Annotated in this window: 18 protein-coding genes and 1 tRNA gene; all 19 read right to left on the minus strand. The window is 52.3% G+C overall.

Going from position 1 to position 26744, the window contains the following annotated elements; translation table 11 throughout:
* Positions 1-2 precede the first annotated feature (2 nt).
* Positions 3-1658 (minus strand): methyl-galactoside ABC transporter permease, encoded by a 1656-nt coding sequence (locus HMPREF1527_RS02285; protein ID WP_016477091.1) that lies wholly within the window; start codon positions 1656-1658, stop codon positions 3-5.
* Between the two features lie 17 nt (positions 1659-1675).
* Positions 1676-3184 carry a sugar ABC transporter ATP-binding protein gene (locus HMPREF1527_RS02290; RefSeq protein ID WP_016477092.1) on the minus strand — a complete coding sequence of 503 codons (1509 nt, stop codon included), beginning with the start codon at positions 3182-3184 and terminating at the stop codon, positions 1676-1678.
* Between the two features lie 137 nt (positions 3185-3321).
* Positions 3322-4620: a substrate-binding domain-containing protein gene (locus HMPREF1527_RS02295; protein WP_016477093.1), complete on the minus strand. Its 1299-nt coding sequence runs from the start codon at positions 4618-4620 to the stop codon at positions 3322-3324.
* 204 nt (positions 4621-4824) lie between these two features.
* Positions 4825-4899, minus strand: a tRNA-Asn gene (locus tag HMPREF1527_RS02300).
* A gap of 115 nt (positions 4900-5014) precedes the next feature.
* Entirely contained in the window at positions 5015-6382 is a 1368-nt protein-coding gene (gene rpoD / locus HMPREF1527_RS02305; protein WP_016477094.1) for an RNA polymerase sigma factor RpoD, read from the minus strand.
* Between the two features lie 77 nt (positions 6383-6459).
* Positions 6460-8325, minus strand: coding sequence for a DNA primase (dnaG, locus tag HMPREF1527_RS02310; protein ID WP_016477095.1), 1866 nt, complete (start codon positions 8323-8325; stop codon positions 6460-6462).
* The gene (gene ribF, locus HMPREF1527_RS02315; protein WP_016477096.1) at positions 8315-9343 is read right to left on the minus strand and encodes a riboflavin biosynthesis protein RibF; all 1029 of its coding nucleotides are present in this window, start codon (positions 9341-9343) and stop codon (positions 8315-8317) included. The genes dnaG and ribF overlap by 11 nt, the downstream gene beginning before the upstream one ends.
* Entirely contained in the window at positions 9340-10320 is a 981-nt protein-coding gene (gene truB / locus HMPREF1527_RS02320; protein WP_016477097.1) for a tRNA pseudouridine(55) synthase TruB, read from the minus strand. The genes ribF and truB overlap by 4 nt, the downstream gene beginning before the upstream one ends.
* On the minus strand, positions 10321-11358 hold the full coding sequence (locus tag HMPREF1527_RS02325) for a bifunctional oligoribonuclease/PAP phosphatase NrnA (protein WP_016477098.1): 1038 nt from the start codon (positions 11356-11358) through the stop codon (positions 10321-10323).
* A 2-nt stretch (positions 11359-11360) separates the two neighbouring features.
* Entirely contained in the window at positions 11361-11762 is a 402-nt protein-coding gene (gene rbfA / locus HMPREF1527_RS02330) for a 30S ribosome-binding factor RbfA (protein ID WP_016477099.1), read from the minus strand.
* 11 nt (positions 11763-11773) lie between these two features.
* Positions 11774-14419: a translation initiation factor IF-2 gene (gene infB / locus HMPREF1527_RS02335; protein WP_016477100.1), complete on the minus strand. Its 2646-nt coding sequence runs from the start codon at positions 14417-14419 to the stop codon at positions 11774-11776.
* A gap of 41 nt (positions 14420-14460) precedes the next feature.
* Positions 14461-15708: a transcription termination factor NusA gene (nusA, locus tag HMPREF1527_RS02340; protein ID WP_016477101.1), complete on the minus strand. Its 1248-nt coding sequence runs from the start codon at positions 15706-15708 to the stop codon at positions 14461-14463.
* A gap of 16 nt (positions 15709-15724) precedes the next feature.
* Complete coding sequence (gene rimP / locus HMPREF1527_RS02345) at positions 15725-16219, minus strand: ribosome maturation factor RimP (protein WP_016477102.1); 495 nt, start codon at positions 16217-16219, stop codon at positions 15725-15727.
* A gap of 122 nt (positions 16220-16341) precedes the next feature.
* A complete protein-coding gene (leuS, locus tag HMPREF1527_RS02350) occupies positions 16342-18918 on the minus strand; it encodes a leucine--tRNA ligase (protein ID WP_016477103.1) in 2577 nt (858 codons plus the stop codon).
* Positions 18919-19003: 85 nt separating this feature from the next.
* Complete coding sequence (locus tag HMPREF1527_RS02355; RefSeq protein WP_016477104.1) at positions 19004-20527, minus strand: IMP dehydrogenase; 1524 nt, start codon at positions 20525-20527, stop codon at positions 19004-19006.
* 100 nt (positions 20528-20627) lie between these two features.
* The gene (locus tag HMPREF1527_RS02360) at positions 20628-21926 is read right to left on the minus strand and encodes a glycosyltransferase family 2 protein (protein WP_016477105.1); all 1299 of its coding nucleotides are present in this window, start codon (positions 21924-21926) and stop codon (positions 20628-20630) included.
* Positions 21927-22214: 288 nt separating this feature from the next.
* Positions 22215-23231: an RluA family pseudouridine synthase gene (locus tag HMPREF1527_RS02365; RefSeq protein WP_016477106.1), complete on the minus strand. Its 1017-nt coding sequence runs from the start codon at positions 23229-23231 to the stop codon at positions 22215-22217.
* The gene (lspA, locus tag HMPREF1527_RS02370) at positions 23224-23820 is read right to left on the minus strand and encodes a signal peptidase II (protein ID WP_016477107.1); all 597 of its coding nucleotides are present in this window, start codon (positions 23818-23820) and stop codon (positions 23224-23226) included. The genes HMPREF1527_RS02365 and lspA overlap by 8 nt, the downstream gene beginning before the upstream one ends.
* An 8-nt stretch (positions 23821-23828) precedes the next feature.
* Positions 23829-26642 carry an isoleucine--tRNA ligase gene (gene ileS, locus HMPREF1527_RS02375; protein ID WP_035433637.1) on the minus strand — a complete coding sequence of 938 codons (2814 nt, stop codon included), beginning with the start codon at positions 26640-26642 and terminating at the stop codon, positions 23829-23831.
* Between the last annotated feature and the right edge of the window lie 102 nt (positions 26643-26744).

Here is a 26744-nt window from a genome sequence, read left to right on the forward strand (position 1 = left end):
ACTTACTTTTTCTGAACATACTTCAGAGAGTCAAGGGTAACCGCAGCAAGAATGATAACTCCAGAGAACACGAACTGCAGATTGGTATCGATGCCCAGGATGGTCAGCGAGTACGTCAGAGCGGTAAAGATAAGAACGCCCGTTGTGACACCCGAAATCTTGCCGATACCGCCGGTGAAGGAAACGCCGCCGACCACGCAGGCGGCAATAGCGTCCATATCCCAACCCTGACCGTAGGCAGCGGAGCCGGAACCAACCATGCGCATGCACTCAAGCCACGAACCGAAACCATACAGGATACCAGCCATGACAAAGGCACCAAGCATAACCTTGAAGACATTGATGCCGGAAACGGCTGCCGCTTCGGGATTACCACCGACGGCATAGAGGTTTTTGCCAAAGGTAGTTTTATTCCAAATGAACCACACGAGCGCAATGGCAGCGACCGCCCACAAAATGATTGTCGGAAACCCGTTTACGCGCGGAATCACCGCGGCCGGAATGCTCGCCTCGATAGCGCCGAAAGAAACGCCTTTTGTAGCGTAGGTCACGATACCAAAGATGATGAGCATGTTTGCCATCGTTGAAATAAACGGGTGAATCTTGAACTTCGCCGTAAAGAAGCCGGCAATGGAGGTAAATATCGTGCACAGGACGATACAGGTCAGCAAAGCGAATATAACCCGCACAGAAATGGGAAGGCCGGTGAAATCGAAAATATGGCCGAAGACGCCGCCGGTATTGATACCCTGGTGCATGATGATGGTCGAGGCCGTCATACCCATGCCCACCATACGACCGATAGAAAGATCGGTACCGGTAAGTAGGATGAGGCCGGCGACGCCGAGGGCCAAGAACATGCGAGGTGACGCCTGCTGAAGAATATTGAGTACGTTGTTATAGGTCAAAAGCTGCGTACCTTTTACGGCCGGCGTCACGATGCACAAACCAATAAAAACCAGCAAAATAACGATATACAGGCCGTTTTGCAGCAAAAATGAACGCATATTAAAGGAATACTTGTAATTCTCCCAACGCTGAGCCTGCGTCTCAAGAGGCGTAAACTTCGACATGCGCAGCTGGTCAATCAAGTGGTACTCATACCCAAACGCGTCATGCGCCCGGTCCTTGATGCGCTGCAGTTCCTTCTCATAAGTGACTTTTGCGTCAAACTGACGGTTTTTATAAACGTATTTCTCGTCCTTTATTTCCTGAGAATCGCTCAGCGTGGAAAGCGTCTGGGTGTGCTCGGCTTCAAGCTCCGCCAAGCGCTTCTCGTACTCCTGCTTTGCCGCAACTTTCTCCGCTTTGCAGCTCGCTTTCACAGGCTCAAGATATTCAGGCGAGAAGTGTTGCTTCAAATAGCTCTCCGCGTCAGCGATCAGTTTTGAAATCTCACCTTTGTGCGTCGCCTCGACCCTCTTCGCCTTATCGAGAAGAGCCTTCTGCTCGGCAATCTGGGAGGAGCGCTCATCGGCGGTAATCGACTTGTCCCGCTTTATCGATTCAATGTTGCTCATTGCGAGGACAGCCTGGTCGGTTCCATCTTTGCGCAATTCATCGATTTGCTTTTGAATGGCGCCTACATACTCGTCAATTGGTTTGCGCAGCTTGAGCTCCTGCTCGGCTGTCAGGACAGAATCACCTGTGTTTGGCATATGTATCAACCCTCTCTTTACAGGTACTTTGCGCTGAGGCGCAGGAGTTCTTCTTGGTTGGTATGTTTTGTGTCCACAATTCCCGAAAGGCGGCCGTTGGACATCACGCCGATACGGTTGGTAATGCCCAAAATCTCAGGCATCTCGGAAGACACCACGATGATGGTTGTCCCCTTCTTTGCCATGTCGATAATGAGCTCATAAATCTCGTATTTAGCGCCGACATCGATGCCTCGCGTTGGCTCGTCCATCAAAAATACCTTGGGATAGCGCTCAAGCCACTTGCCAAAAATAACTTTTTGCTGGTTGCCGCCGGAAAGACTTGAAATCAAATCATCGGGACCCATGGCCTTAGTGTTCATGACCTTAAGTTCTTTGACTGTCGCCTTGGTCATCTTAGGGTCGGAAAGCATGGGTCCGGACTTGTATTGATTGAGGTTGGCGATAGTAGTGTTAAAGGTAAGATCGCCTTTCAAGAAAAGACCGTTGGCTTTACGCTCTTCGGTAATCATGGCAAAGCCGTGATCCATAGCCTCAGCAGCGCTCGAGAAATTCATAAGATGACCGTTGACGTAGACACGACCGGCCGCCCGCGTCCGCACACCAAAAATAGTTTCCAGAAGCTCAGTGCGGCCTGCGCCAACCAAACCGTAAAGGCCGAATATCTCGCCTTTTTTAACCTCAAACGTTACATCTTGCAGATACGGCGCGTACTTTGTTGACAGGTGCTGTATCGAAAGATACGTATCACCCGGATTGTTGTCGACATTGGGGAATCGATTTTCAAGCGAACGGCCTACCATCGCAGCGATAAGCTCATTCATACTGGTCTCTTTGGCGGCTTTGGTCATCACCAATTTGCCGTCACGCAGCACCGAGACGTCATCGCAGATATCAAAAATCTCATCCATCTTATGGGAAATATAAACCAGGGAAATTCCCTGTTCTTTCAGCATGCGAATCATCGAGAAGAGCTTGTCGACTTCCTGAGCCATAAGCGAAGATGTAGGCTCATCAAGCACGATGATTTTTGCGTTATACGAAATCGCTTTCGCAATCTCAACCATCTGACGCTGAGAAACGGACATTTTCTTCATCGGCTGCGTCAGATTGACAGTCATGCCTAAACGGCGAAAGAGTTCGTTCGCCTCTTTTTTCATGCGCCCTTCATCAATGACACCCATGGCATTGACTGGATAGCGGCCTAAGAAGAGATTGTCAATGACATTGCGCTCAAGACATTGATTAAGCTCTTGGTGAACCATAGCGACGCCATTTTCAAGCGCGTCCTTAGGTCCGGAAAAGCTGACTTCTCTGCCATCGAGAAATATTTGACCTTCATCTTTTTGATAGGTGCCAAACAGGCACTTCATCATGGTGGACTTGCCCGCGCCATTCTCGCCCATAAGACCCATGACCGTACCCCGACGCACTTCAAGATCAATATGATCAAGCACGCGGTTGCGGCCGAAGGATTTGCTCATGCCCTTAATGGAGAGGACGACATCATCTTGCAAATCAGCCATTTTATCACCCCTTTGTTTCTCTCGTACTGTTCTTCTCGCGGTATATTTCTGGCCTGCAAGAAGCCAGCTATCGAGAAACACCGAGAGGAGAGGAGCAGCTCCCCTCCTCTCGGATTGCACGCAGTTACAGCAGTCGGTTAGTTCTGAAGGAGCTGCGTATAAGACGAGCCATTGTCGGTCTTAACCATGTTGATGGCGAAGGCGTCGTACTCGCTTGGGTTGCCAAGGCGGTTGGTGATATTCGCCTCAGTCTGGCCGTCGCCGCCGATATACTCGACCTTGAGGTTCAGAAGCTTGTCATACTTCTGAAGCAGCGGCTGATAGGTGGAGCTCAAGAAGTTATCAGCGGAGTTGTAGATGTTCAGCCACACCTTCTTCTCAGGGCTCTTGGAGGCGTCAAGCTGCTTCGAAGCGTCAGGATACGGAGTGGTTGCATCCAAGAAGTCCTTGTAGTTGTCACTAGTAACGGCAACGTTCAGCGCGTAGTAGGAACGCTGATCGGCTTCGTATTTGTAGTCGCTGGAGGACAAAACGTTTCCTGCGTCATCCTTGGAAGAAATACCCGTATTGATGTCGACGCCATCAAGGGCATTACGAAGCAGACGGAGCGTCAGGTACGCCTGAATATCCGGGTGCTGGGAGATGGTGCCGGTGAAACCATCGGCGATGGCGGCCACCGCGTCGGAGTTGGCGTCGTATCCAAAGGTCGGAAGGCCTTCCTTCTTGGAATAGGCGTTAAACATTGCCATGCCCATACCGTCGTTATTGGAGACGACGACGTCAATCTGATCGCCAAAGTCAGCGGCCCAGGCGGAAATGGCGTTGCCTGCGGTTGCCGCGTCCCATGTGGCGCCGGCGGAATTCTTCATTTCCTGGGAGGCAAGCTCACGAACCACATAGGTCTTGCCGTCAACGTCAAGTTTGCCGTCCTGTACAACCGTTGCGGAACCATCGAGGTTCTTGCCGACAGGATCAGATACAACCTTGCCGTCCTTCTCGACAGCCGTGCCCAAAGCCTTACGGACACCGCGCGTACGAGCGATGGAGTCATTGTGGCCGATGTCGCCGATGGCGAGAACGTAGCCAATGGTTCCGTCGCCGTTGCGGTCAAGTTTGGCGGCGTTCTTCTTCACATACTCAAGGACCATCTTGCCCTGCTCTTCAGCGCCCTGATTGGCGTCAAAGCCGACATAGTAGGTGTCCTTGTTAAAGTTCAACGTAGCCATATCCAGCTCACCGGTAGAGCTGTTGGACGGCTGGCGATTAAAGAAGACAACCGGCTTGTCCTTATTTGCTACCGCGCCACCAGCAGAAGCATTTTTGCCGGAATCATCGCTCTTGTTGCTGTTGTCGCAACCCGCAAGCGCACTTGTGCCGGCAACGCTCAGAACGCCAAGACCACAGAACTCAACAAACTTACGACGAGACATCTCCATAGGATTTGCCCTTTCTCTGTATATCGCGTTCTTTACGCGACACTAACCTTGCCGAATACGTTAACAAACCTGTATGTTAACGTACCCATAACTTCGCCCAGCGGTCGTTTGCGTGTGGTAAACGGGCGAAAATCGCTCATTTTGCGTTATTTTTGTGAGGTCAATATAAAAAAGACCGAGAGAAAAATCTCGGTCTGAAAAGCCTGGCTCCCCGAGCAGGATTCGAACCTGCGACACGCTGATTAACAGTCAGCTGCGCTACCGCTGCGCCATCGGGGAATATGTCGGTAAAACAGCACATGCCATAAGAATGCTTTGTGCGGTGTTTAAGTATAAAGACACTCTCACAACCATGCAAGCATTAATTTCATTTCCTCATGGCTGCTGTGGTCTTCTACTCTTCCATGTAGTCTTTCAGACGGGCAGAGCGCGACGGATGACGCAGCTTTGCCAGCGTTTTTGACTCAATCTGACGGATACGCTCACGCGTGACGCCAAACTCGCGGCCGACTTCCTCAAGCGTGCGCGGACGGCCGTCCTCAAGACCAAAGCGGAACTTGATAACTTTGCGCTCTCTATCAGCCAAACCGTCAAGCACCTGTTCCAACTGCTCGCGAAGCATAGAATCAGAGGCTGCATCAGGAGGAGCGATTGCGGTGGAGTCTTCAATAAAGTCACCAAGCTGCGAATCCTCTTCTTCGCCAATCGGCGTTTCAAGAGAAACCGGCTCTTGAGAAATCTTTTGAATCTCACGCACACGATCGGGTGACATATCCATCTCCGCGCCGATTTCCTCCGGCGTAGGATCACGGCCAAGATCTTGCAAGAGCTGACGCTGCACACGAATCAGCTTATTGATAGTCTCAACCATGTGCACGGGAATACGGATAGTACGCGCCTGATCGGCAATGGCGCGCGTAATAGCCTGACGAATCCACCATGTGGCGTATGTGGAGAACTTAAAGCCCTTGGTGTAGTCGAACTTCTCGACAGCGCGGATAAGACCGAGGTTGCCCTCCTGAATCAAATCGAGAAACAGCATGCCACGTCCCACATAGCGCTTGGCAATAGAAACCACCAAACGAAGGTTTGCGCTGATAAGCTGCTGCTTCGCATCAAGTCCAACCTGCTCGATACGCATAAGGCGCCGCTGTTCTGCCCGTGACAGTTCGGCTTTGCCGTCCTCAAAATCTTCAAGCTTCTGCGAAGCCTCCGTGCCGGCCTCAATCTTCATAGCAAGATCGACTTCCTCAGATGCTGTCAGGAGGTCAACCTTACCGATTTCTTTCAGATACATGCGCACCGGATCTCCGGTAAGCATGACGGTAGACGTATCGACACGGCGGGCACGGGCGCGAGAAGAACGCTTGGGCTTTGCGGTTTTTGCCTTGGGAACGGAACGAAGCGCTTCTTTTACCTGGCGCGCTTCATTGAGCGCCTCGGAGTCTTCATCGTCCTCATCCTCATCGAGAGAAGACGAGTCATCAAAATCATCATCTGAGCCGCTGAAGTCATCATCAGACACGTCATCAGAATAATCGGCGGACACATCAGCCGCTGAGGTAATCTCAATGTTTTTGCTGCGAATAGTTTCGTAAAGCTGGGAAAGCTCATCATCGGAAACATCAATTTCTTGAAGGGATACCTGAATGTCATCTTCAGAGACAGAACCCGAATCCTTTACGGATACTATAATTTCATCTGCCACTTTGCTCAGTTCATCGGAAAGCTTGACACTCTCTTTTGTCTTCTTCGCAGACACATAAGTCCTTTCAACGCAACAACTGGAAGCAGTATACCCATTTACTAACTATTAATTGCAGGCTTTCAAAACAGATATCAATTTGCCGACAATCGCTCGCCCGCTTCATTAATCTGCTTCTGTAACTCTGAGATTTGTCGCAGCAGCGGAGCGGTTTCTTCGGAAGCGCTCCGCTGCAACAAACGACGAAGTTCTCGCATTTTTCGTTTAAGTGAGAAAAACTCCAGCGTATTGACGATAAGGTTCAGTTTCTCTTGTTCGCTCATTCCCTCAGCAGAAAACACCTTCCCGCCCGAAAGTACCTGCGGAGCCGTTGGCTCAACTACTTGGGCAGCGGCGATAACAGCAGGCGCCGGGGTTCCTTTGGGCGTGGCAAGCATTGCCCACGCCATAGCTTCATGGCGGCTGTCGACCCATGAAAGCTCCGCGATACGCTTTCCATAGGTACGAACCGTGTCAATACGAGCCGCCATTGCAGACAAAAGCTCCCGCTCGGACTGTAACTGCATACGGTCATCATGGGAGAGCGATTGTAGCGCGGTGTCCGGAGGCGCCGGCGGCGCGCTTACCTCTTGGCGAGAAGCGCCGTCTTGCCGCGTACGACTCTCTGCCGGTGTTGGTTGAAAATTTGAACGGTTCGGCTCGGGAATCTCTTGTATCGGTGTTTCTCGGATGATGCGTTTCGCATCGTTGACATTGACTCCGAGGGCATCCGCAAGACGCAAGGCATATTCATCAAGCAATACTGACTTCTTGAGCGGAGCGAGGATTTCGGCCATGGCATGAAGCGCCGCGACGCGACTGCCCGGCGTAGAAAGATCAAACTCACCAAGTTTGCTTTCAAAGACAAAATCCATCAACGGACGCGCTTGGTCAAGATGAGCCTGCAGAGCTTCGGCCCCATGCGCCGCCAAAAACTCCATGGGATCTTGGTTATCCGGCAACACAACGCACAAAAACGCCGCCGATGTTTTGTCGATGAACTGAACTGAACGAGAAGCAGCTCTCTGCCCCGCGCTGTCTCCATCAAACATGCAGATAATCTTTTTAACTCGCTGCCGTTCAAGGAGCTTGACGTGATCAAGCCTGAACGCCGTTCCCAGCGCCGCAACGGCATTAGTAAACCCCGCTTCGTGCATGGCTATAACATCGGTATACCCTTCACACACAATAGCAGTGCCTGTTGCTGCCATGGTCTCTTTGGCTCTGTCATATGCAAATAGGTGTTTACCCTTATTAAAAACGGCAGTGTCACGCGTATTGAGATACTTTGGCGCGTTTTTCGCTGTCACCAAAACGCGCCCGCCAAAGGCGATGGTGCGGCCTCTTTCATCGTGTATCGGAAACATTACGCGATCATAGAACCAATCGGTCGTACGGCCATTTCTATCGATAGCTAAGTTAGCGGCAATCATTTCCCGCTCGGTAAAGCCCTTCTCGCGCAGGTGCGCTACGAGCGACCCTCTTCCTGGCGCATAGCCAAGTTTCCAACGCTTGCAGACGTCTCCGCCAAACCCGCGTCCCGAAAGATAGGCTCTAGCAGCGGCGGAGCCTTCTCCGCGGCCGCGCATAAGCATGAGGTGGAAGAAATTCTCGGCTTCGGTAAGGCACTCAATCAGGCGGTTTTTCCGAGGACCGCGAGAATACTTCTTTTCTTCAGAAAGCGTTATGCCTGCCCGATCGGCAAGGTAGCGGACAGCATCAGAAAACTCGAGATTCTCTCTTTTTTGTACGTAATTAAAGACATCTCCCCCGCTTGAACAGCCGAAGCAGTGCCACAGTCCTGTTTGGGGATTAACCTTAAACGATGGGGTCTTCTCGCCATGAAACGGACAGCAGCCCCAAAACTCATTACCGCGCTGGCGAAGATTGACGGTTTCACCAACGAGCTGCACAAAGTCAGTGGCTTGTCGCACTTTTTCTTTGTCCTCGTCAGATATCACAGTCAACCTCCAGCATCGTTTCACCTAGATGAATTCGTACCCACTCGATGTCGTGAAATACCGTCCTTTTAAGCTCTTCAAGATCACCAAATTGCATCGAAGGGCGAAGATGTTTTATGAACACGCAGCTCAGCGTATGTCCATAAAGATTGTCGTTAAAGCCCAAAAGGTTCGCCTCAAGCAGAGGAGCGCTTTTCGTTGCAAAACTTGGAGGAGCACCAACGTTTACTGCAGCGGGCCAAGCCCTTGCGCCATCAATGATATAGCATCCGTAGACGCCATCAGCAGGAAGACAGTCTTTTGCAGACAGTCTCAGATTGGCCGTTGGAAAGCCAAATCCCGCGCCCTCCCCGCGGCCATGAATGACCTCACCTCTAAGAAAATGATTTCTGCCCAGAAGCGTCTGGGCTTCATCTAATCGTGCGGCCTCGATAAGACTTCGGATACGCGTCGCGGTAATAGGAGCGCCTCCGTGCGTGACGAGTTGGTGCGCCACAACTTCAAAACCGTGTTGTTGCCCAAGAGCCGCCAGATCGTTTACATGACTTTCTCCACGCGCGCCCAGGCCAAAGTCGGAACCAACGTGAATAGCTACCGGATATACGGACGGTAAAAGCGCTTCTTCGATGTAGTCTTGAGCCGTCAGCGCCGCAAATTGAGGCGTAAACGCGTGCACCAGAAGCGCATCTGGTTCAAGAGAGGCAAGCGCGCAAAGTCTGTCGGCGTCTTGCAACAACAGCCTTGGCGCGCGGTCGAACAAAACCTCAGCGGGATCTGGATCAAACGTTACCACCACGAGCGGTACGCGGCGGCGCAAGGCATCTTCTCTTGCAGCTTCAATAAGCGTGCGATGGCCCTTATGCAGACCGTCAAACACGCCAATCGCGCATACACATTCATGGCCAAGCACGTTGTCGGCAAGGGTATAGAGCTGCGATTTTGAGACTCTCAGAGGCTCAGGCAGCTCCACTCCGTAAAAAACAGACTTCGCAAGGCAGTTTTCTATCGCGCCGCTCATGCTGAAACCCCGCCTATTCCCTGCGAAAAATTCGCGCAGCATACCAGCTTGTTTTCTTGGCATTGCCAGACGCCACAGAGCGCCCCCTCATACACGAGAGCTATGCGTTCGTTTTGCTGAGGCGGACGGCGAGAAGGACAGCGAGAAAAACCTGTTTTGTCTTCCACTTCACCTGCCGCAATACGCCGACCGACTACCACATCAGCAAACTCCCGCTCATTCAGACGATATAGTGGCAGTTGCAGGGCGTGCGCAGGGTCCAGACGGTATTCATCGATACAAGACGCGCCGCGTGTCTCGAGCAAAGAAAGTTCAATACAGTCATCAAGGCTAATTGACCCTGAAACCACTCGGCGCAAGGCGCTTATATGCGCCGCGGTCCCGAGCTTGCGACCCATATCCCGCGCAATGCTTCTGATATAGGTTCCTTTAGAAACACGCAGATCAACGGTCCACAAGCAGTCGTTTGAATCCTCGGACGATTTGGAGAGAGAGACAAGGCGCGCCTGGTAGACGGTGATATGGCGAGCAGGAATCTCAAGGTCCTTACCCTCTCGGGCGAGAGCGTACGCCCGTTTTCCTCCAACCGAGATAGCTGAGTAGCTGGGCGGTATTTGATCCTGTTCGCCTTCAAGCTGTGCGAGCGTCTCACGCGCGAAAGACGGGTCAAAACATTCGGCAGGTACGGATTTTGTAACCACAACCTCGCCTTCTGAGTCATCGGTCGTGGTCTCCGTGCCAAAGGAGATGGTGGCCTGATAGCGCTTCTCCGCCAAGGTCAGCATCCCTAAAAGACGGGTAGCGGAGCCGATTCCCACGACCAACACGCCGCTTGCCAGCGGATCGAGTGTACCCGCATGCCCTACGCGCTTCTCGCCAAGCGCCCGTCTGACGCGGGAAACAACGTCATGGCTTGTCATGCCCACAGGCTTGTCAACAGCGAGAAGTGCGTTGATGCCGCTGCTTCCCCTCTTCATTTATTGCGCCTTTGGACAGGACGCGTTGTCGGAGGATTCCAGCAGAGCTACGATTTTTGGCTCAATGGCAGAAAAAGCTTCGTCTACGGTACCTTCAACGGTAAAGCCCGCGGCGGCCTTATGACCGCCTCCTCCCATCGCACGAGCAATGCCGGAGATGTCAAGATCCGACTTTGAGCGCAGGTTACCGCGGACGACTCCGCTTTTGACTTCTTTCAGAAAAAGAGCCACTTCAGCGCCGTCTACGCAGCGGACAATATCAACCAAGCCGTCCATCTCTGAAACAGGTACTCCAGAAGACGCGAAATCGGCGGTTGTAACATAGCTGTACGCGACACGCCCTCCTCCAAAGGTGCGGATGCGTCCCATAACCTTTGCGGCAAGGTGCATATACGCCAGACGATCGCTTTGATAGACATGAAGTGCTACCTCGGCAGGACTCGCTCCAGCCTCCACAAGCAGACCGGCGATTTCAAAAGCTTCATTATCGGCATTTTGATACTGAAAGCGACCAGTATCGGTCACTAAGGCGCAGAACAAACACTGCGCTTCATCCTTTGTGAGGCGGACTCCCAGATGCAAAGCGAACTCCGTAATGATAACGCCTGCCGCCGCTGCGCTCGTCCGCACCAGGCCGGCATCCCAAAACGAATCGGACGCCGGGTGATGGTCGAAGACCGCTTTGGTTGAAGAGCGCACTAAGATAGCTTCAGCCTCAGCCAGCCGACAGGGTGACGAAAGATCGACGCAGATAAAGAGATCCGGCGTGTCCTTGTAGGCGTCAGCCGTAACATAGTGTTTGACACCCGGCAAAAACTGATAGATGCGCGGAACTTCCCCGTGGGCGTCAGCCAAGAGATTGGTAACGCGCTTCAGTGGCCACTGGCGACGGATGATGCTTGCAAGCGCCAGCCCCGATCCGATAGCGTCCCCGTCAGGTGAGGTATGGGCGCATACAACGATTGACGAAGCCCGCTCAATCAAGGCTATAACCTCGTCAAACTCAACGTTGTTGATTTTTGCTGAAAGATCCAGCACCCTTACTCCTCTGTCGCGTCTTCCGAAGAAATCGGATACCCGAATTCGTCCTTTTCCACACTGAGCGTTGGTGGAACGTCTGCTAAAGCGCGGGCGATACGCTCCGCCTCATCGGTGGTCGTATCAATCCTGAAATCAAGATCAGGCGTAACGCGCCAGTTGAGCGCACGTCCCAGAAGAGAGCGTATGCGACCTTTCGCCCGCCGCAGCGCCACGGTTACCGCCTCATAGCGCTCGACTTCACAAGACACATACACTCTCATAAAAGACTTATCAACCGAGACCTCGCAGCCGGTAACTGTGACAAACTGAAGATCAGGATCGGCGATTTCAAACAAGAGAATGCTTGAGAGCTTTTCGCGGGCAATCTCATTATTGCGGCGAGAATACTGATTTTGCTTCATAGTCTCCCCTTTTATTCGGTTCGAGCCACCTGCTCGATACGGTACGCTTCAAGCTGATCTCCCGGCTTGATATCCTGGAAGTTCTCAAGGCCAATGCCACATTCAAAGCCGGACTTAACGCTTTTGACATCTTCCTTGAAGCGACGCAGCGACGCGATATGACCGTCGTAGACGACAATGCCGTCGCGCACCAAGCGAATCTGGTTGTCGCGGGAAATCTCGCCTTCCGTAATCATGCAGCCTGCAGCAATACCGACCTTCGGCACCTTAAAGGTGTCACGGACATCAGCAACGCCTGTCTGAATCTCCTGCTCCGTAGGCTTGAGCATACCAATACGCGCCGCGTCGATATCCTCAATCGCCTTATAGATAACGCTGTAGGTGCGAATCTCAACACCATCGCGTTCCGCGGCCGAGCGAGCCTTCGCGTCGGGTCTGACACCGAAGCCAATAATGATTGCATTGGACGCATCAGCCAAAACGACATCCGTCTCGGTAATAGCGCCCACCGCGGAGTGGATAGTCATGATACGGACTTCAGACTGATCCATCTTATCGAGCGAATCCTGCAGCGCCTCAATGGAGCCCTGAACATCCGCCTTGATGATGAGATTAAGTTCCTTGACTTCAGCGTCGGCCATAGTGTCAAAGAGGTTCTCAAGGGTCACATGCTTGACGCGGTTTTGCTCCTCGATACGGGCTTTCAAAGCACGCTGATCAGCAAGTTCTCGAGCATCGCGCTCCTCCTGGAAGACGCGGAATTCATCGCCTGCCATAGGAACGGTCTGAAGGCCGAGAATCTCGACGGCGTCCGAAGGACCTGCCTCTGTTACCGCGTTGCCCTTCGGATCAAGCATGGCACGAACGCGTCCGAACGCCATACCAGCGACAAGGGCGTCGCCGATATGAAGCGTACCGCGTGTTACCAGCACTGTTGCAACGGAACCGCGGCCGCGGTCAAGCTTCGCCTCCAAGACGTTACCGGACGCGAACGTATCGGGATTAGCCTTGAGTTCAAGAACGTCCGCCTGAAGCAGGACGGTTTCAAGCAGCTCATCAATACCTTGGTTTTGTTTGGCGGAAATATCCACAAACATATTTTGGCCACCCCACTCCTCAGGAATAACACCGTACTCGGTGAGTTCCTGACGAACACGTGTGGGATCGGCGCCGGGTTTATCGATCTTATTGACAGCAACTACAACGGGAACGTTTGCGGCCTTGGCATGGTTAATCGACTCGATAGTCTGGGGCATGACGCCGTCATCGGCGGCGACAATCAAAATGACGATATCGGTCACTTTGGCGCCGCGGGCGCGCATGGCCGTAAAAGTCTCGTGACCGGGCGTGTCGATAAAGGTAATCTGCCGCCCGTTGATAGTAACCTGAGACGCGCCGATAGCCTGGGTAATGCCGCCCGCTTCTCCAGCGGCAACGCCCGTATGACGAATGGCATCCAAAAGCGAAGTCTTGCCGTGGTCAACGTGGCCCATAACGGTAACCACGGGCGGGCGCGGCTTCAAATCTTTCGGATCATCGTAGAACGTAAATGAATTTTCCTCTTCCTTCGTCATAATCTTAATCTCACGACCGAGGTCGTCAGCAACGAGATCGATAAGGTCGTCAGACATAGTTTCGGTAAGTGTTAAGGGATTGCCCAGCAAAAAGAGACGTTTGATGATGTCATTTGCCGGCACGCCGAGCAAATCGGCGAGTTCCGAAACGGTTGATCCCTGCGGAACCTTGACCGTGTCAAGCTGAGAAATATCTTGATCGTTCGCAAGCGCCTCTTCGATACGCTGCTCCATAGCAGCTTCAGCAGCCTGCTTTTGGCGACGCTCTTTACGCTTTTTACGGCGACCCGCCGACTCTCTTGACGCCTCTTCAATGTCGCGGCGCGCTTCGTCAAGCACTTTACTGCGGTTGTACGCTTCCGCCTCACGCGCCATACGGCTGTAGCGATCTTCGCCTTCTTCCCCGCCACGACGGTTTTTCTTGCGGCGAGAAGGACCTGAAGAACGATCATCTTGAGGAGCGATATCACCATGAGCATTGGAGCGGCCACCGCGGCGCTCGTTACCGATGCTCTCTTCCACCTTAGCTCGAGCGTGGTTGCGCCCGCCCTTCTCGGATTTCTTGTGCGCGGCGGACTCTGCCGCCTGTTGCTTCAAAACCTCTTCTTGTTGAGCGATTTGATCAAGCAGGCTGTGGAATGAAGGTGCGGCCTTCGGAGCGGTGTCTTTTACGCGCCTGCGTTCCTCTTCCTCCGCTGCTTTTCGCTGAGCCTCGGCTTCAGCGGCCGCTTTAGCCTCAGCCTTCTTACGCGCCGCCTCTTCTGCCGCGCGCTTTTTCTCCTCTTCAGCGCGCTCGGCCTCACGACGCTTCTCGGCAGCAAGACGCTCTGCCTCAGCCTCTGCGGCAGCACGCTTCTTTTCTTCCTCTTCCCTCTTTTTAGCCTCAGCCTGTTTCTTTCTAATCTCCGCAGCACGAGCCTCAAGGATAGGCTTGAGCTTTTTGCGGGCCATTGCCACATAGGCATCTTCAAGCGTTGATGAAGGGGACTTAGCCGGAATCTTCATCGCGGCAAGATGTTCAAGCATCTCTTTGCTTTGCATGCCATATTCTTTAGCAAGGTCATGTACGCGCATTTTTGCCATATATGAAACCCTCCGATAGTAGTGTTGCGAGGTGATGTTCCTTAGATAAGCGAGTCTTCATCGTCAGAAATGCGCACATTGGCCATTTTCTCGTGAATTCCGCAGTAATCGGAGCCTGGACGAGCCATGTTGCGGCACGGCACGCCATCAGGGCTCACATACAGGCAGCGATGAGCTTCCTCACGCTTTGCCTGCTGAGGAGCATCCACGGAAGTCGCAGGAAGATCACGCAAAATCTTTGCAGCCAAACTCTCATTTTTGATGTCAATGTGAAGACCGGTCAGGCGGGCTGCCAGGCGTGCATTCTGGCCCTCTTTACCGATAGCAAGCGAAAGCTGATCGTCAGGAACAATGACCGTAGCGTGGCGAGTCTCTTCATCAATAATGACGCGAGAAACACGAGCGGGAGAAAGGGCCGAGGCGACGCAACGCGAGGGATCGTCAAACCAAGGCACCACATCAACGCGCTCTCCGCGAAGCTCGGCCACGACTGTGCGCACACGACTTCCCTTAGGGCCAACGCAGGCGCCTACGGGATCCATGCGGTCATCGGAAGACGCAACAGCGATTTTTGAACGGATTCCCGGTTCGCGGGCAATAGAGCGAATGCTTACAATGCCTTCATACACCTCGGGAACTTCAAGCTCAAACAAACGGCGAATCAGATTCGGATGAGTACGGGAGACAACGATTGGCGGACGCTGACGCTCGCCGCGAACAGCAGACTGTGTGTTCTCCGGATTGCGAACATCAATGATAATCGCCTTGATGCGCTGGTTATGCCCATAGCGCTCACCAAAGGGCCTTTCATCGCGCTCCTCGGGAAACCTCCTGAGATCAAAGTGCGGAAGCTCCGCTTCAACACCTTCACGAATCTTGATAATGGTAAAGTCAGGCGTCGATTGAAGCACTGTTCCGGTAATGATGTCACCAATACGCTGTGAGAACTCTTCATAAATCTGTTTCCGCGCAGCATCGCGCACAAGAGAGCGAATTTCATTTTTCGCATGCTGCGCCGCAAAGCGGCTGGTGTCTTCCGGGGTGACGTCTACCTCGTCAAACTCGGTATACTCGCCTGTTTCCTCATCGGGCTCCCCCTTTGGAATGAGCTGGTATACGTATACCTTGCCCGTCGTCCGGTCGATAGTCACCCGCGCTCCATATGTAAGATGCAGCACATCCGCATAGCTCTTGGCCAAAGACTGCTCAAGGCGGTCAAGAAGGTAAAGCTCATCGATATGCTTTTCCTGACAAAGCGTCATCAGAGCTTCCATCATCTCAGATGCCATGTAAATTCCTTTCTCACTAGTTCTTGGCCTGAGCCGAGAAATCAAAAGACGGTTTAAGCGTACACTTTTTTACCTCATCTAAGGGAATCTCATACCGCTGACCCTCAGATTCAAGCACAACGGTATTCTCGCGCATGCCCAAAAGTTTGCCGGTAAACCTGCGACGCCCTTCTGAAGCCGTTGTCTGCAGCGAGACCTCGTTTCCAGCAAAGCGCTCAAAATCATGCGCGCGCCTCAACGGACGACTCATACCGGGAGAAGAGACTTCAAGTGTGAACGAGTTCGGAAAAGGATCGAGCTCATCTATGGCCAAAGAAATCCATCCGGTCTCCGCGGCAACCTCATCAAGCGAGATTGTTTGGGCGTTTTCGTCTGCATGGTCAATACGCACCCGCACCACCGGCGCTTTAACGGAACCCACGACTTCGACATCAACGATATCTATGTCATGGTTTGTCGCGGCCGCTTCAAGCGCTTCGATGATACGCTGTACGGCGTCATCTTTTGGCATATGCCCCCTATCTGCATATAGAAAGGAAGCGGGACGAAAACTCCGTCCCACTTCCCACAAGTACAACTTCATAACGGTACTACTATACGAGATAACATCCTTCTCGTCAAGTATATTTCCAGCTAGGCAACAATATTCACAAGACGACCAGGAACCACAATAACCTTGCGGATAACGTGTCCCACGAGCTGAGCGCTCACCGCCTCCTGCGCAAGACATGACAGTTCCTCTTCAGACGCCTCGGCGTCAACCATAATGCGAGCACGTACTTTGCCCTTGATCTGAACGGCTATCTCCACCGTATTGCTCTTGGCCTGCGCTTCGTCAAAAACAGGCCAGGGTTCATGATAGACTGGCGTCTTTTTGTGAAGCGCGGCATGCTGAAGCTCATCAGCCCAATGCGGAATGATAGGAGCAAGCATGGCGACAATATCGGAGGCGACTCGATAACACAAGGCGCGAGAACGCTCGCTTTCGGGCACCTCGTTAAGGTACGAGCTTGCCGCGTTGATAAGTTCCATCACCGCCGAGATTGCTGTATTGAACTGACCTTCGTCAAACTCGCGAGTGCAGCGGATACCCAACGCGTGCAGTTCCCGATTAAGTTTTGCCGATGGCTCGTCAAGAGTCGCAAGATCAAGGATTGCCGCCGCGTCAGCGGTCTTGGTAAGCTCCCAGACAACACGCCAGGCGCGCTTGATAAAGCGGTTTGCTCCGGCGACGGCCTTCTCGTCCCAATCAAAGTCCTTCTCGGGAGGGGCAACAAAAAGAATGGCGAGCCGCATGGTGTCGGCGCCGTATGGCTCAATGACAGAGCTCGGCGGAACTACATTACCCTTTGATTTTGACATGGTATCGCCGTGTTCGTCTTTCACCATTCCCTGGGTAAGCAGGTTCTTAAACGGCTCGTCAATACCAATCATGCCGAGGTCGCGCAGGACTTTGGTAAAGAATCGTGAATAGAGCAGATGCAAAATAGCGTGTTCAATACCGCCGATGTAGTTATCAACCGGCATCCAGCGGTCAACAGACTCCCTCGAAAATGGCAGCTCTTCATTATGAGGGTCGCAGTAGCGCAAATAATACCAGCTGGAACAGGTGAAGGTATCCATGGTGTCGGTAACGCGATGCGCAGGACGACCGCATACCGGACAGACAGTCTCATAGAATTCCTTGCATTCAGCAAGCGTATCACCTGCGGAAAGGTCAAGGTCGTCAGGAAGTGTTACCGGGAGCTCGTCATAGGGTACCGGCACATCTCCACAGTGGTCGCAATGAATCATCGGAATAGGATTGCCCCAGTAGCGCTGGCGAGAAATAAGCCAATCGCGCAGGCGGAACTGCACCGTACGGCGGCCAATAGCATGGTCGGTCAAAAATGCGACCACAGCCTCCTCCGCTTCAGAGTGCTTGCCTCCCTGGAGGCCCGTAAACTCGCCGGATTGGACCAAAATGCCCGTGGTATCCATGGGACCGTCCCAATCCACTGAGGTTACGCGGCGCTCCTTAACATCCTTGAGCTCTTCATAAAGATCGGTCCCCTCTTCACAGATAATAGGAACGATTGGCAGGTCATATTTTTTCGCGAAGTCAAAGTCGCGCCTGTCGCCCGCAGGAACGCCCATAACGGCGCCGGTTCCGTAGTCAAGAAGCACATAATCCGAAACCCAAATGGGGATAGATTCTCCGGTGATTGGATTTAGCGCGTACCGGCCGGTAAACACGCCGTGCTTCTCGCGATCAGTACCCTGTCGTTCAATGGAAGTAGCCTTTACCGCAGCCTCTTTCAATTCCGTGAAAGCGGTTTCGTAGGCGGAGCCAGCGACAAGCTCAGCGGCAAGCGGCGACTCAGGCGGCAGCAGCATAAACGTGCAGCCGTAGATGGTATCGGCGCGCGTGGTAAAGACGGTAATGGTAGTGTCAGTGGGTGTTACGCCGTCAGCGGCGGCCAAGGCAAAGTCAATCTCCGCGCCCTCTGAGCGGCCGATCCAATTTGCCTGCATGGCGCGTACCCGTTCCGGCCATCCGTCAAGCTGATCAAGATCGTCCAGAAGCTCTTGAGCATAATCGGTAATGCGCAGGTACCACTGGGAAAGCTCGCGCTTCTCGGGAATCGCGCCGCACCTCCAGCAGCGGCCGTTGACCACCTGTTCATTCGCGAGAACGGTCTTGTCGTTGGGACACCAGTTCACCGGAGAGGTTGCACGGTATACCAGGCCCTTCTCGTACATCTTGAGGAAAATCCACTGGCCCCACTTGTAGTATTCAGGGTCGCACGTGTTGAACATACGTTCTTTGTCGTAAGAAAAGCCCATGCGAAACATGGTCTTGACGGCTTGCTCAATGTTTTTGTGCGTCCAGATTGAGGGCTGCGTATTGTGCTTGATAGCGGCGTTTTCCGCGGGAAGGCCAAAGGCGTCAAAACCCATGGGATGCAAAACGTCATAGCCTCTCATGCGGGCCTGGCGAGCCATGGCATCACCGATAGTGTAATTGCGAGCGTGCCCCATATGAAGGTCACCGGAAGGATACGGAAACATCTCAAGCACATACTTCTTGGGACGGCTTGGATCCTCCTCGGTCTTGTAGAGGCCCTCCTCGTCCCAAATGCGCTGCCACTTTGTCTCTATCGCCTCAGCGTCATAAACAGGGATATCATCGTACTGTTCGTTCTTCTCGACATCAGGCCTTTCTGCCATCTGACGACTCCTTTCAAAAAGCGAATCCAGAGGAAGTCCGACGGGAGCCGCCTGTGGCCATCGCTTGCATTATCTTGACGGTACGCTATGAGCGGAAATTGTAGCTAACCTGCTGATTCTGGTCTTTGAGCAGCACATCGTGAGCGCCGCCTTCAACGATAGACGTAGCGGACACAAGCGTAATCTTTGCCTTCTCGCGAAGCTCGACAATATCCCGGGCGCCACAGTTGCACATCGTGGACTTCACTTTCAGCAGCGAACCCTCGACGCCGTCCTTGAGCGATCCGGCATAAGGAACATACGAGTCGACGCCCTCAACGAACGAGAGTCCCCGCTTATTGCCACCAAGATCGTAGCGCTGCCAGTTGCGGGCGCGAGCAGAGCCTTCGCCCCAGTATTCCTTCATATAGGAACCGTTGACATTTACGCGGTTGGAAGGGCTCTCATCGAAGCGGGCAAAATAGCGGCCGAGCATCATGAAGTCGGAGCCCATCGCCAGAGCAAGAGTCATATGGTAGTCATAGACAATGCCGCCATCAGAACAGATAGGAATGTAGACTCCCGTTTCTTCAAAGTAGGCGTCGCGCGCGCGAGCCACGTCAATGACTGAGGTAGCCTGACCGCGTCCAATGCCCTTCTGCTCGCGCGTAATGCAGATGGAACCTCCGCCAATGCCAATCTTGATGAAGTCAGCGCCGGCGTCTGCCAGGAATCTGAATCCTTCCGCGTCAACGACATTGCCGGCTCCCACCTTAACGCCGTCGCCATAGGTCTGGCGAATCCACTTGAGCGTGCGAGCCTGCCACTCGGAATAGCCCTCGGAAGAATCAATACAGAGCACATCCGCACCGGCCTCTACCAAAAGCGGGACACGCGTCTCATAATCACGCGTATTGATACCCGCGCCAACCAGATAGCGCTTCGACGCGTCAAGCAGCTCATTCGGAGCGGATTTGTGAGAATCGTAATCTTTGCGGAATACAAGGCTTACCAAGTATCCATTAGTATCCACAATGGGAAGCGCATTGAGCTTGTTGTCCCAAATGATGTCGTTCGCCTCTTTGAGCGTCGTGGTCTCAGGAGCGGAAATAATCGCGTCAACCGGAGTCATAAATTCCGCGACCTTCTTAGTCACCTCATCGCGAGAAGGACGATAATCCCGAGAGGTCACAATGCCTACCAGTTTGCCATAGGACGTTCCATCAGTGGTAACAGGCATCGTGGAGTGTCCGGTCTTTTCTTTCAGGTCAAGCACCTCGGCCAGAGTCATATCGGGCGTCAGCGTGGAATCGGAAACAACAAATCCCGCTTTGTAACTCTTAACCTCGCGCACCATCTGCGCCTCGTCCTCGGCCGACTGCGAACCGTAAATAAAGGAAAGTCCACCTTGCTGCGCCAGAGCAATAGCAAGACGCGGACCGGAAACGGCCTGCATAACCGCGGAAACCATGGGGATATTGAGGCTTAAGGAAGGCTCTTCTCCCCTTTTAAATTTCACCAGAGGGGTTTTGAGCGACACGTTTGCAGGAATGTTCTCAGCGGAGGAATAGCCCGGAACTAACAGATACTCAGAGAAGGTATGCGACTCACCCTCGAAGAACTTTGCCATTACGTGCGGCTCCTTTCCGGCCTGACGGCCGCCCATACTCTTTTGCTTTGACACTGTAACACCATAAACGTCCCATATCCTCGTAAAACCGGATTAAACATTAGCTTTGGCCGGCTACAATGTCCTCAAAGTTGACGGCGATGTCGTGCTTTGTAGGCACCCACTCCACCTTTTTGAAGAGTGCGGCAACGGTAATGGGAACGTAGGAGATCATAAAAATCGGGAAAGTAAAGAGGTTGGTAACAATGCGCCAGCGCTTCTTTACATGAAAATGCTTGTGTTCGGAGATTGTCGTAATGACGGCGAGAATAAAAAATACGATATACATTGAGAATATTGTCATTACCAGAGATCCTGAGCACATGGCAAGCTCTGCGTCCGTAGCGATAAATCCATGGCTCAAATAGCCTACCAGCAGATAGGTTCCGTTGATGAAAGCTGAAAGCAACGTCAAAATCATACCGGGAGCAATGGTCATAAGCATGTCATACGAGGCAAACTGACCCTTTACAATTCCTTTCAGCAAATCAGTCCCATACGAGAAGAACACCTGGTAGAAACCTTTTGTCCAACGCATGCGCTGAATCCACGAGGCCTTGAAGGTAAGCGGCTGCTCGTCAAAAAATTCCGCGGGAGCATAGCCAATCTGGATATTGTGAGCGCAGCAAAACGTTGAAAACTGAATGTCTTCAGTAAGCGTATGGAAATCCCAGCCATGCATGCCTTTAACGATGCGGGCGGAGACCATCCAGCCGGAACCGGAAATAGCGCAGCTGGTGCCCATCATCATTCGGGCGTTGTTCAAAAACTTTGCCTCACGCATAAACCATGTGGCATATGCCGAGCTTATCCAACTGGAATCAAAGTTCTTTGAGTTTCGATAGCTTGTGCAAACCAGATATCCCGCATCAAACGCCTGGTTCATGATGGAAAGGTAATTCGGAGCCACTAAGTTATCCGCATCCATAATAATGAATGCCTCATAAGCATCGCCGTACTCATTGAGGATGCGGTTAAATCCATAATCCATAACCCAGCTTTTTCCCTTACGGGCAAGGTCATTTCTCTCCCACGTAATAGCTCCCGCTTTGCGCGCCTCTTCTGCGGTCTTGTCGGTACAGGCATCAGCCACCACAAAAACATCCATAAGCTCGCGCGGATAATCCTGCGCCAGGATTGAACGAACCAGATTTCCCACCACAGGCTCTTCATTGTGAGCCGCGATGAAAAACGCATACCGGTGCTGTTTTCTAGCAGGCGGAAGATGCACCTCACCTTTAAACATCACGCGGATGATATAGATAATCTGATAAAAGTACGCCAGCGTAAAAAAGAGCCATATGACCAAGTTAAAAACGACAATCGGTGTAAGTCCAAGCCTGTTCAATTGCAGTGGCATGTATATCCCTACGCTCCAAACCCAAGACAAATATGTTTTATCAGCCAAAATCTCTCGATAAACAATTACCTTATAATCTTAGCGCAATGGAAGGGGCAAAGCGCCCATGCCTTTGAATCCATTTTTTCTCCCACATCAACGCACACGCAATTGGCCATCTTGGATATCGAGAAGAACGTCTGCTTCTTGATCTAGTTCATCGGAGTGCATAATCACCATAACCGTCCGTCCACCCTTGAGGTTAGCGAGATATCTACAAAGCCTCTGGGCTGTTGGTGCATCTAAATATTAGCCGGCCAACTGCGGGCAGATATCTGCACCCGTTTTTGTTCTACCCATAGATAATTCCTCCTGCGATTCTAGTACCGCGAGAAGATCTGGCGGCAGAGAGTCCCTGCGTTCTATCATTTCTCCCGTTACCGGATGTTCAAACTGAATGTGCCAAGAATGGAGAAACTGACGCTTGAGGCCTAAATTAAATCGCCCGTCTTTGCGGCCGTACAGCTGATCTCCTACCACGGGATGACCCACATGGCGCATATGGATACGAATCTGATGGGTGCGTCCTGTGTAAAGATGGCATTCCAAAAGCGAATAACCCTCACCTCTACGACCTGCCTCAAAGCGTTCAAGCGTTCTGAAAGTAGTAATGGCTTCTCGAGCACCGGGTGCATCCGTTACCGTCATCTTTAAGCGATCACGTGTGGAGCGAGCAATGCCCGTTTCAATGGTTCCCTCATCAGGGGCAACATAGCCCTGTACTAAAACCACATAGCGGCGATCAAGCACGCGAAGGCGAATAAGATCTTGAAGAGCTTTCTGCACCTCATCAGACTTGGCCGCCACCATAAGACCCGAAGTATCCATATCTAAACGATGTACGATACCGGGTCGATCCTCGCCCTGCAAAAGCCCCAAATGTCCGTAGCCACAATGCGCTACCAAGGCATTGGCAAGGGTATCGTCGGTGTGTCCCGGTGAAGGGTGGCACACAAGCCCCGCCTGTTTGGAAAGCACGATAAGATATTGATCTTCAAAGCGGATGTCAAGTGGAATGTCAGGGTTTGGAACAAGAAGTCCCGTCTCAGGTTCTCCCTTTGGAAGCACTACCATAAGGCGATCGCCAAGCACCACTTTCTCAGACTTAGAAGACACCGGCGTCCCATTAATGAATACCTTGCCTTCTTCAACAAGCTTTGCACAGGCACTCCGTGAAGGAAGGTTATCTTGAGCAGAAAGAAAAGCATCAATCCTTGTGCCATCACCTTCCGGTCCCACCAGTATGTCAAAAACGCGTTCAGCCACGCGCTACTTCGCCGTCCTTCTCGCCGTCTTTCTCGCCATCCTCATCGTTTTCTTTGTTGGCTCCACTCTCTTTCTCGCTGGCTTCACCGTCATTTTTACCAGCACGCTTTTTAGAATCCCATGTAAACCAATATATACACGCCGCAATAATGCCACATGTTACAAAGATATCTGCCACATTAAAAATTGCAAAGTTCATAAACGTAGTAGCTAAAAAATCAGTTACGCTTCCATGAGCCACACGCTCAAGACCATTACCGACACCACCGCCGGCCACAAGACCTAAAATCGCAACGAACGTATACGGGAGGTTTTTCTCACGTATGACTACATATATCATACCAAGCACCACAACAGCGGTAAGGGCTGCAAAAAACAGAGGTTGTCCGCTTCCAATAGAAAAGGCGGCGCCATCGTTTTGGACATGAAAGAGATCAAGCACGCCCGGAATAAACGACCGCCTTGAACCTGCAGGGATATTTGAAAGAACCCAGCGCTTTGTTAACTGATCAAGTGAAAAAGCAATGGCACCCGCCCAGCAAAAAATTGCCAAGCGAATACCAAGACTTTGTTGCGTGCGAACAGTCACACGTACTCCTATTCAATCGTGCTCTGCGCAACCACCTCATGACAGCGGTGGCAGAGATGATCCTCACCAAGATTGCGCCAGTTCCAGCAACGATCACAGCGCTCTCCGTCCGCCAAAAAGACACTAACGGCAAGCTCGGAGCCTTCCGAAACAGTTACTGCAGAGCATACAAATATCTCGGCAAAGTCTACATGAACATCATTTACGCATTGGAATGCCTCAGCGGGAAGCACCACCTCGGCGCGCGTTGCCTGCGTGGTCTTTTCTGTAATCTCCCCGGCCTCAAGTGCCGTCTCATATGCCTTGGTGTATGCCGCACGAGCATCGGAGAGTACCTGGTAGGCAGGAAGCAGCGACTCATATTCTAAGCGTGTTAAGGGTGCCTGGTACCAATCGAGAAGTGCTGCAAATTTCTGACCATCGCGCAGAGATTCAGGTAAAAACTCCATTGCCTCATCGGTGGTGTATACCAAAATGGGCTGCAAATCATGCACAAGCATAGAGAGGATTTCCGCCCACACCGTCTGTGCACAGCGGCGGGACTCAGCATCAGCGGCATCACAATACATGCGGTCTTTGGTGGCATTGAGGTATCCATTGGAAAGCTCAATGATGTAGTCGTAGAGCACGCGGAAAACGTTGTTAAAACGATATCCCTCATATGCCTCGGTTACAGCATCATGCACCTCGCACATGCGAGCCAGTACCAAACGATCATACGCAGTAAGTTTTGCAACAGGAACAGCATCAGTTGCAGGATTAAATTGACCTTCAAGCTCACCTAAAAGGAAGCGAATGGTATTGCGGAAACGACGATAGGCATCTCCAACCTGAGTCAAAATAGCATCATCGCAAGGAACGTCATTGGAAGTATCAACAGAGGCAACCCACAGGCGCAAAACATCTGCACCACGCTCGGCGCACACCTCGTTGGGGTCAATAACATTACCCAAAGACTTACTCATCTTGCGGCCTTGACCGTCAAGGGTGAAGCCCTGAGAGACGACGGCTTTATATGGTGCCATGTCATACGCACCCACAGACGTCATGAGAGAGCTCATAAACCATCCGCGGTGCTGATCCGAGCCTTCCAAATACATATCGGCCGGGAAACGAAGTTCAGGCCGATGCTTGCACACCGCCGTATGGGAAACGCCTGAATCCCACCACACGTCCAGGATGTCCTTATTGGCTTTGAGATGGTGCCCACCACATTGAGGGCAGGTGCACGCATCCCCTAAATAACTTGCAGGATCGTCGGTAAACCAAGCGTCGGAGCCCTTCTCCCTAAAGAGCTTGATTACCGCGTCAAGCGTATCATCGTTGATGATTGTCTCGCCGCAGTCCTCGCAGGTATAGGCAGGAATTGGTACACCCCAGTTGCGCTGGCGAGAAATACACCAGTCGGGACGTCCCTCAACCATCGAGCCAATACGCTTTACGGCATTTGCAGGATAGAAGGCTACCTTAGACAGCTCATCGAGCGCCTCCTGACGGAGGTTGGTCTTATCCATAGAAACAAACCATTGACTGGTGGCACGGAAGATAACGGGATTCTTGCAGCGCCAACAGTGCGGATAGCTGTGGGTAATGTCTTCTGCGAGAATAAGCACGCCGCGCTCACGCAACCACTCAACAATGACAGGATTTGCCTCATTGACCTCCATGCCTGAGAAGGGACCGCCCGTACCGGGTCCTTCTCCGGTAAAGAAATGGCCGTCATCGTCAACCGGCATGGTCTGGGGAATATCAAACTTTACGCCGGCATTGTAGTCGTCAACGCCGTGGCCGGGTGCTGAGTGGACAACGCCGGTACCATCATCAAGGGTTACATAGTCGGCATAGATAAACGTACCTTCGCGGCCCTGCTCGCCAAAGATGGGTTGCTTGTAGGTATTACCCGCAAGCTCAGCGCCGGTCTTTTGCCAGGTATTGCCGCTTGGGTCTTTTGCCAGAGTATAGCTGTCGTAGCCAAACTTATCGGCACATTTTTGTGCAAGCGCCTCTGCCACGATCTCAACATGACCGTCAGAAAGCTCAAGCGCCACGTAGGTTGCTTCAGGATGCAGAATGACCGCCTCATCTGCCGGCAATGTCCAAGGCGTCGTAGTCCAGATGTCAACCCATGTTTTACCTACATACGCCTCAAGGCCTTCAGGAACGCTCGTAAGTTCAAAGCGAACAAAAATGGCCATGGAGGTGACGTCGTGGTATTCAATCTCTGCCTCAGCCAAAGCGGTATGGCAGTGTGTACACCAGTGCACCGGCTTGGTCCCGCGATATACCGAACCCTTGTCAAAGATGGCCTTAAAAATCTCAATATCGGTTGCATCGTAATCAGGCGCATACGTCAGATACGGATCGTCCCACTTTGCCAAAACGCCAAGACGCTTAAAACCCTGGCGCTGCGTGTCAACCTGCTCAACGGCCATCTTTCGGCAGAGTTCACGAATCTTTTCCGTAGGCAGTGCATTGAACTTCTCGGTGCCGAGCATTTCCTCAACCTTATGCTCAATGGGCTGACCGTGGCAGTCCCAGCCGGGGATATAGGGAGTTTGAAAACCGCGCATGGCCTTGTAGCGGTTGATGATGTCTTTGGAAATTTTGTTCTGTGCATGGCCCAGGTGAATGGGGCCATTGGCATAGGGAGGGCCATCGTGGAGCACGAACTTCTCGTGACCCTCGTTCTTCTTCATAAGCAGCTCATAGAGGGCATTTTGGTTCCACAAAGCCAAACGCTTGGGCTCATTTTGCGCCAGCGATGCACGCATGGGAAATCCTGTACGTGGCAAGTTTGTGGTCTTCTTATACTCGTTTGCCATCCAAAACAACCTTTCTGGGCACAAAAAAGCGCCCGTCCCCTGTTGCTGGGACGAAGCGCTTACGTCTACACTTCGCTTGTAACCACCCAGCGGCGAATGATC

The organism is Atopobium sp. oral taxon 199 str. F0494, from assembly GCF_000411555.1.
Classification (GTDB): domain Bacteria; phylum Actinomycetota; class Coriobacteriia; order Coriobacteriales; family Atopobiaceae; genus Lancefieldella.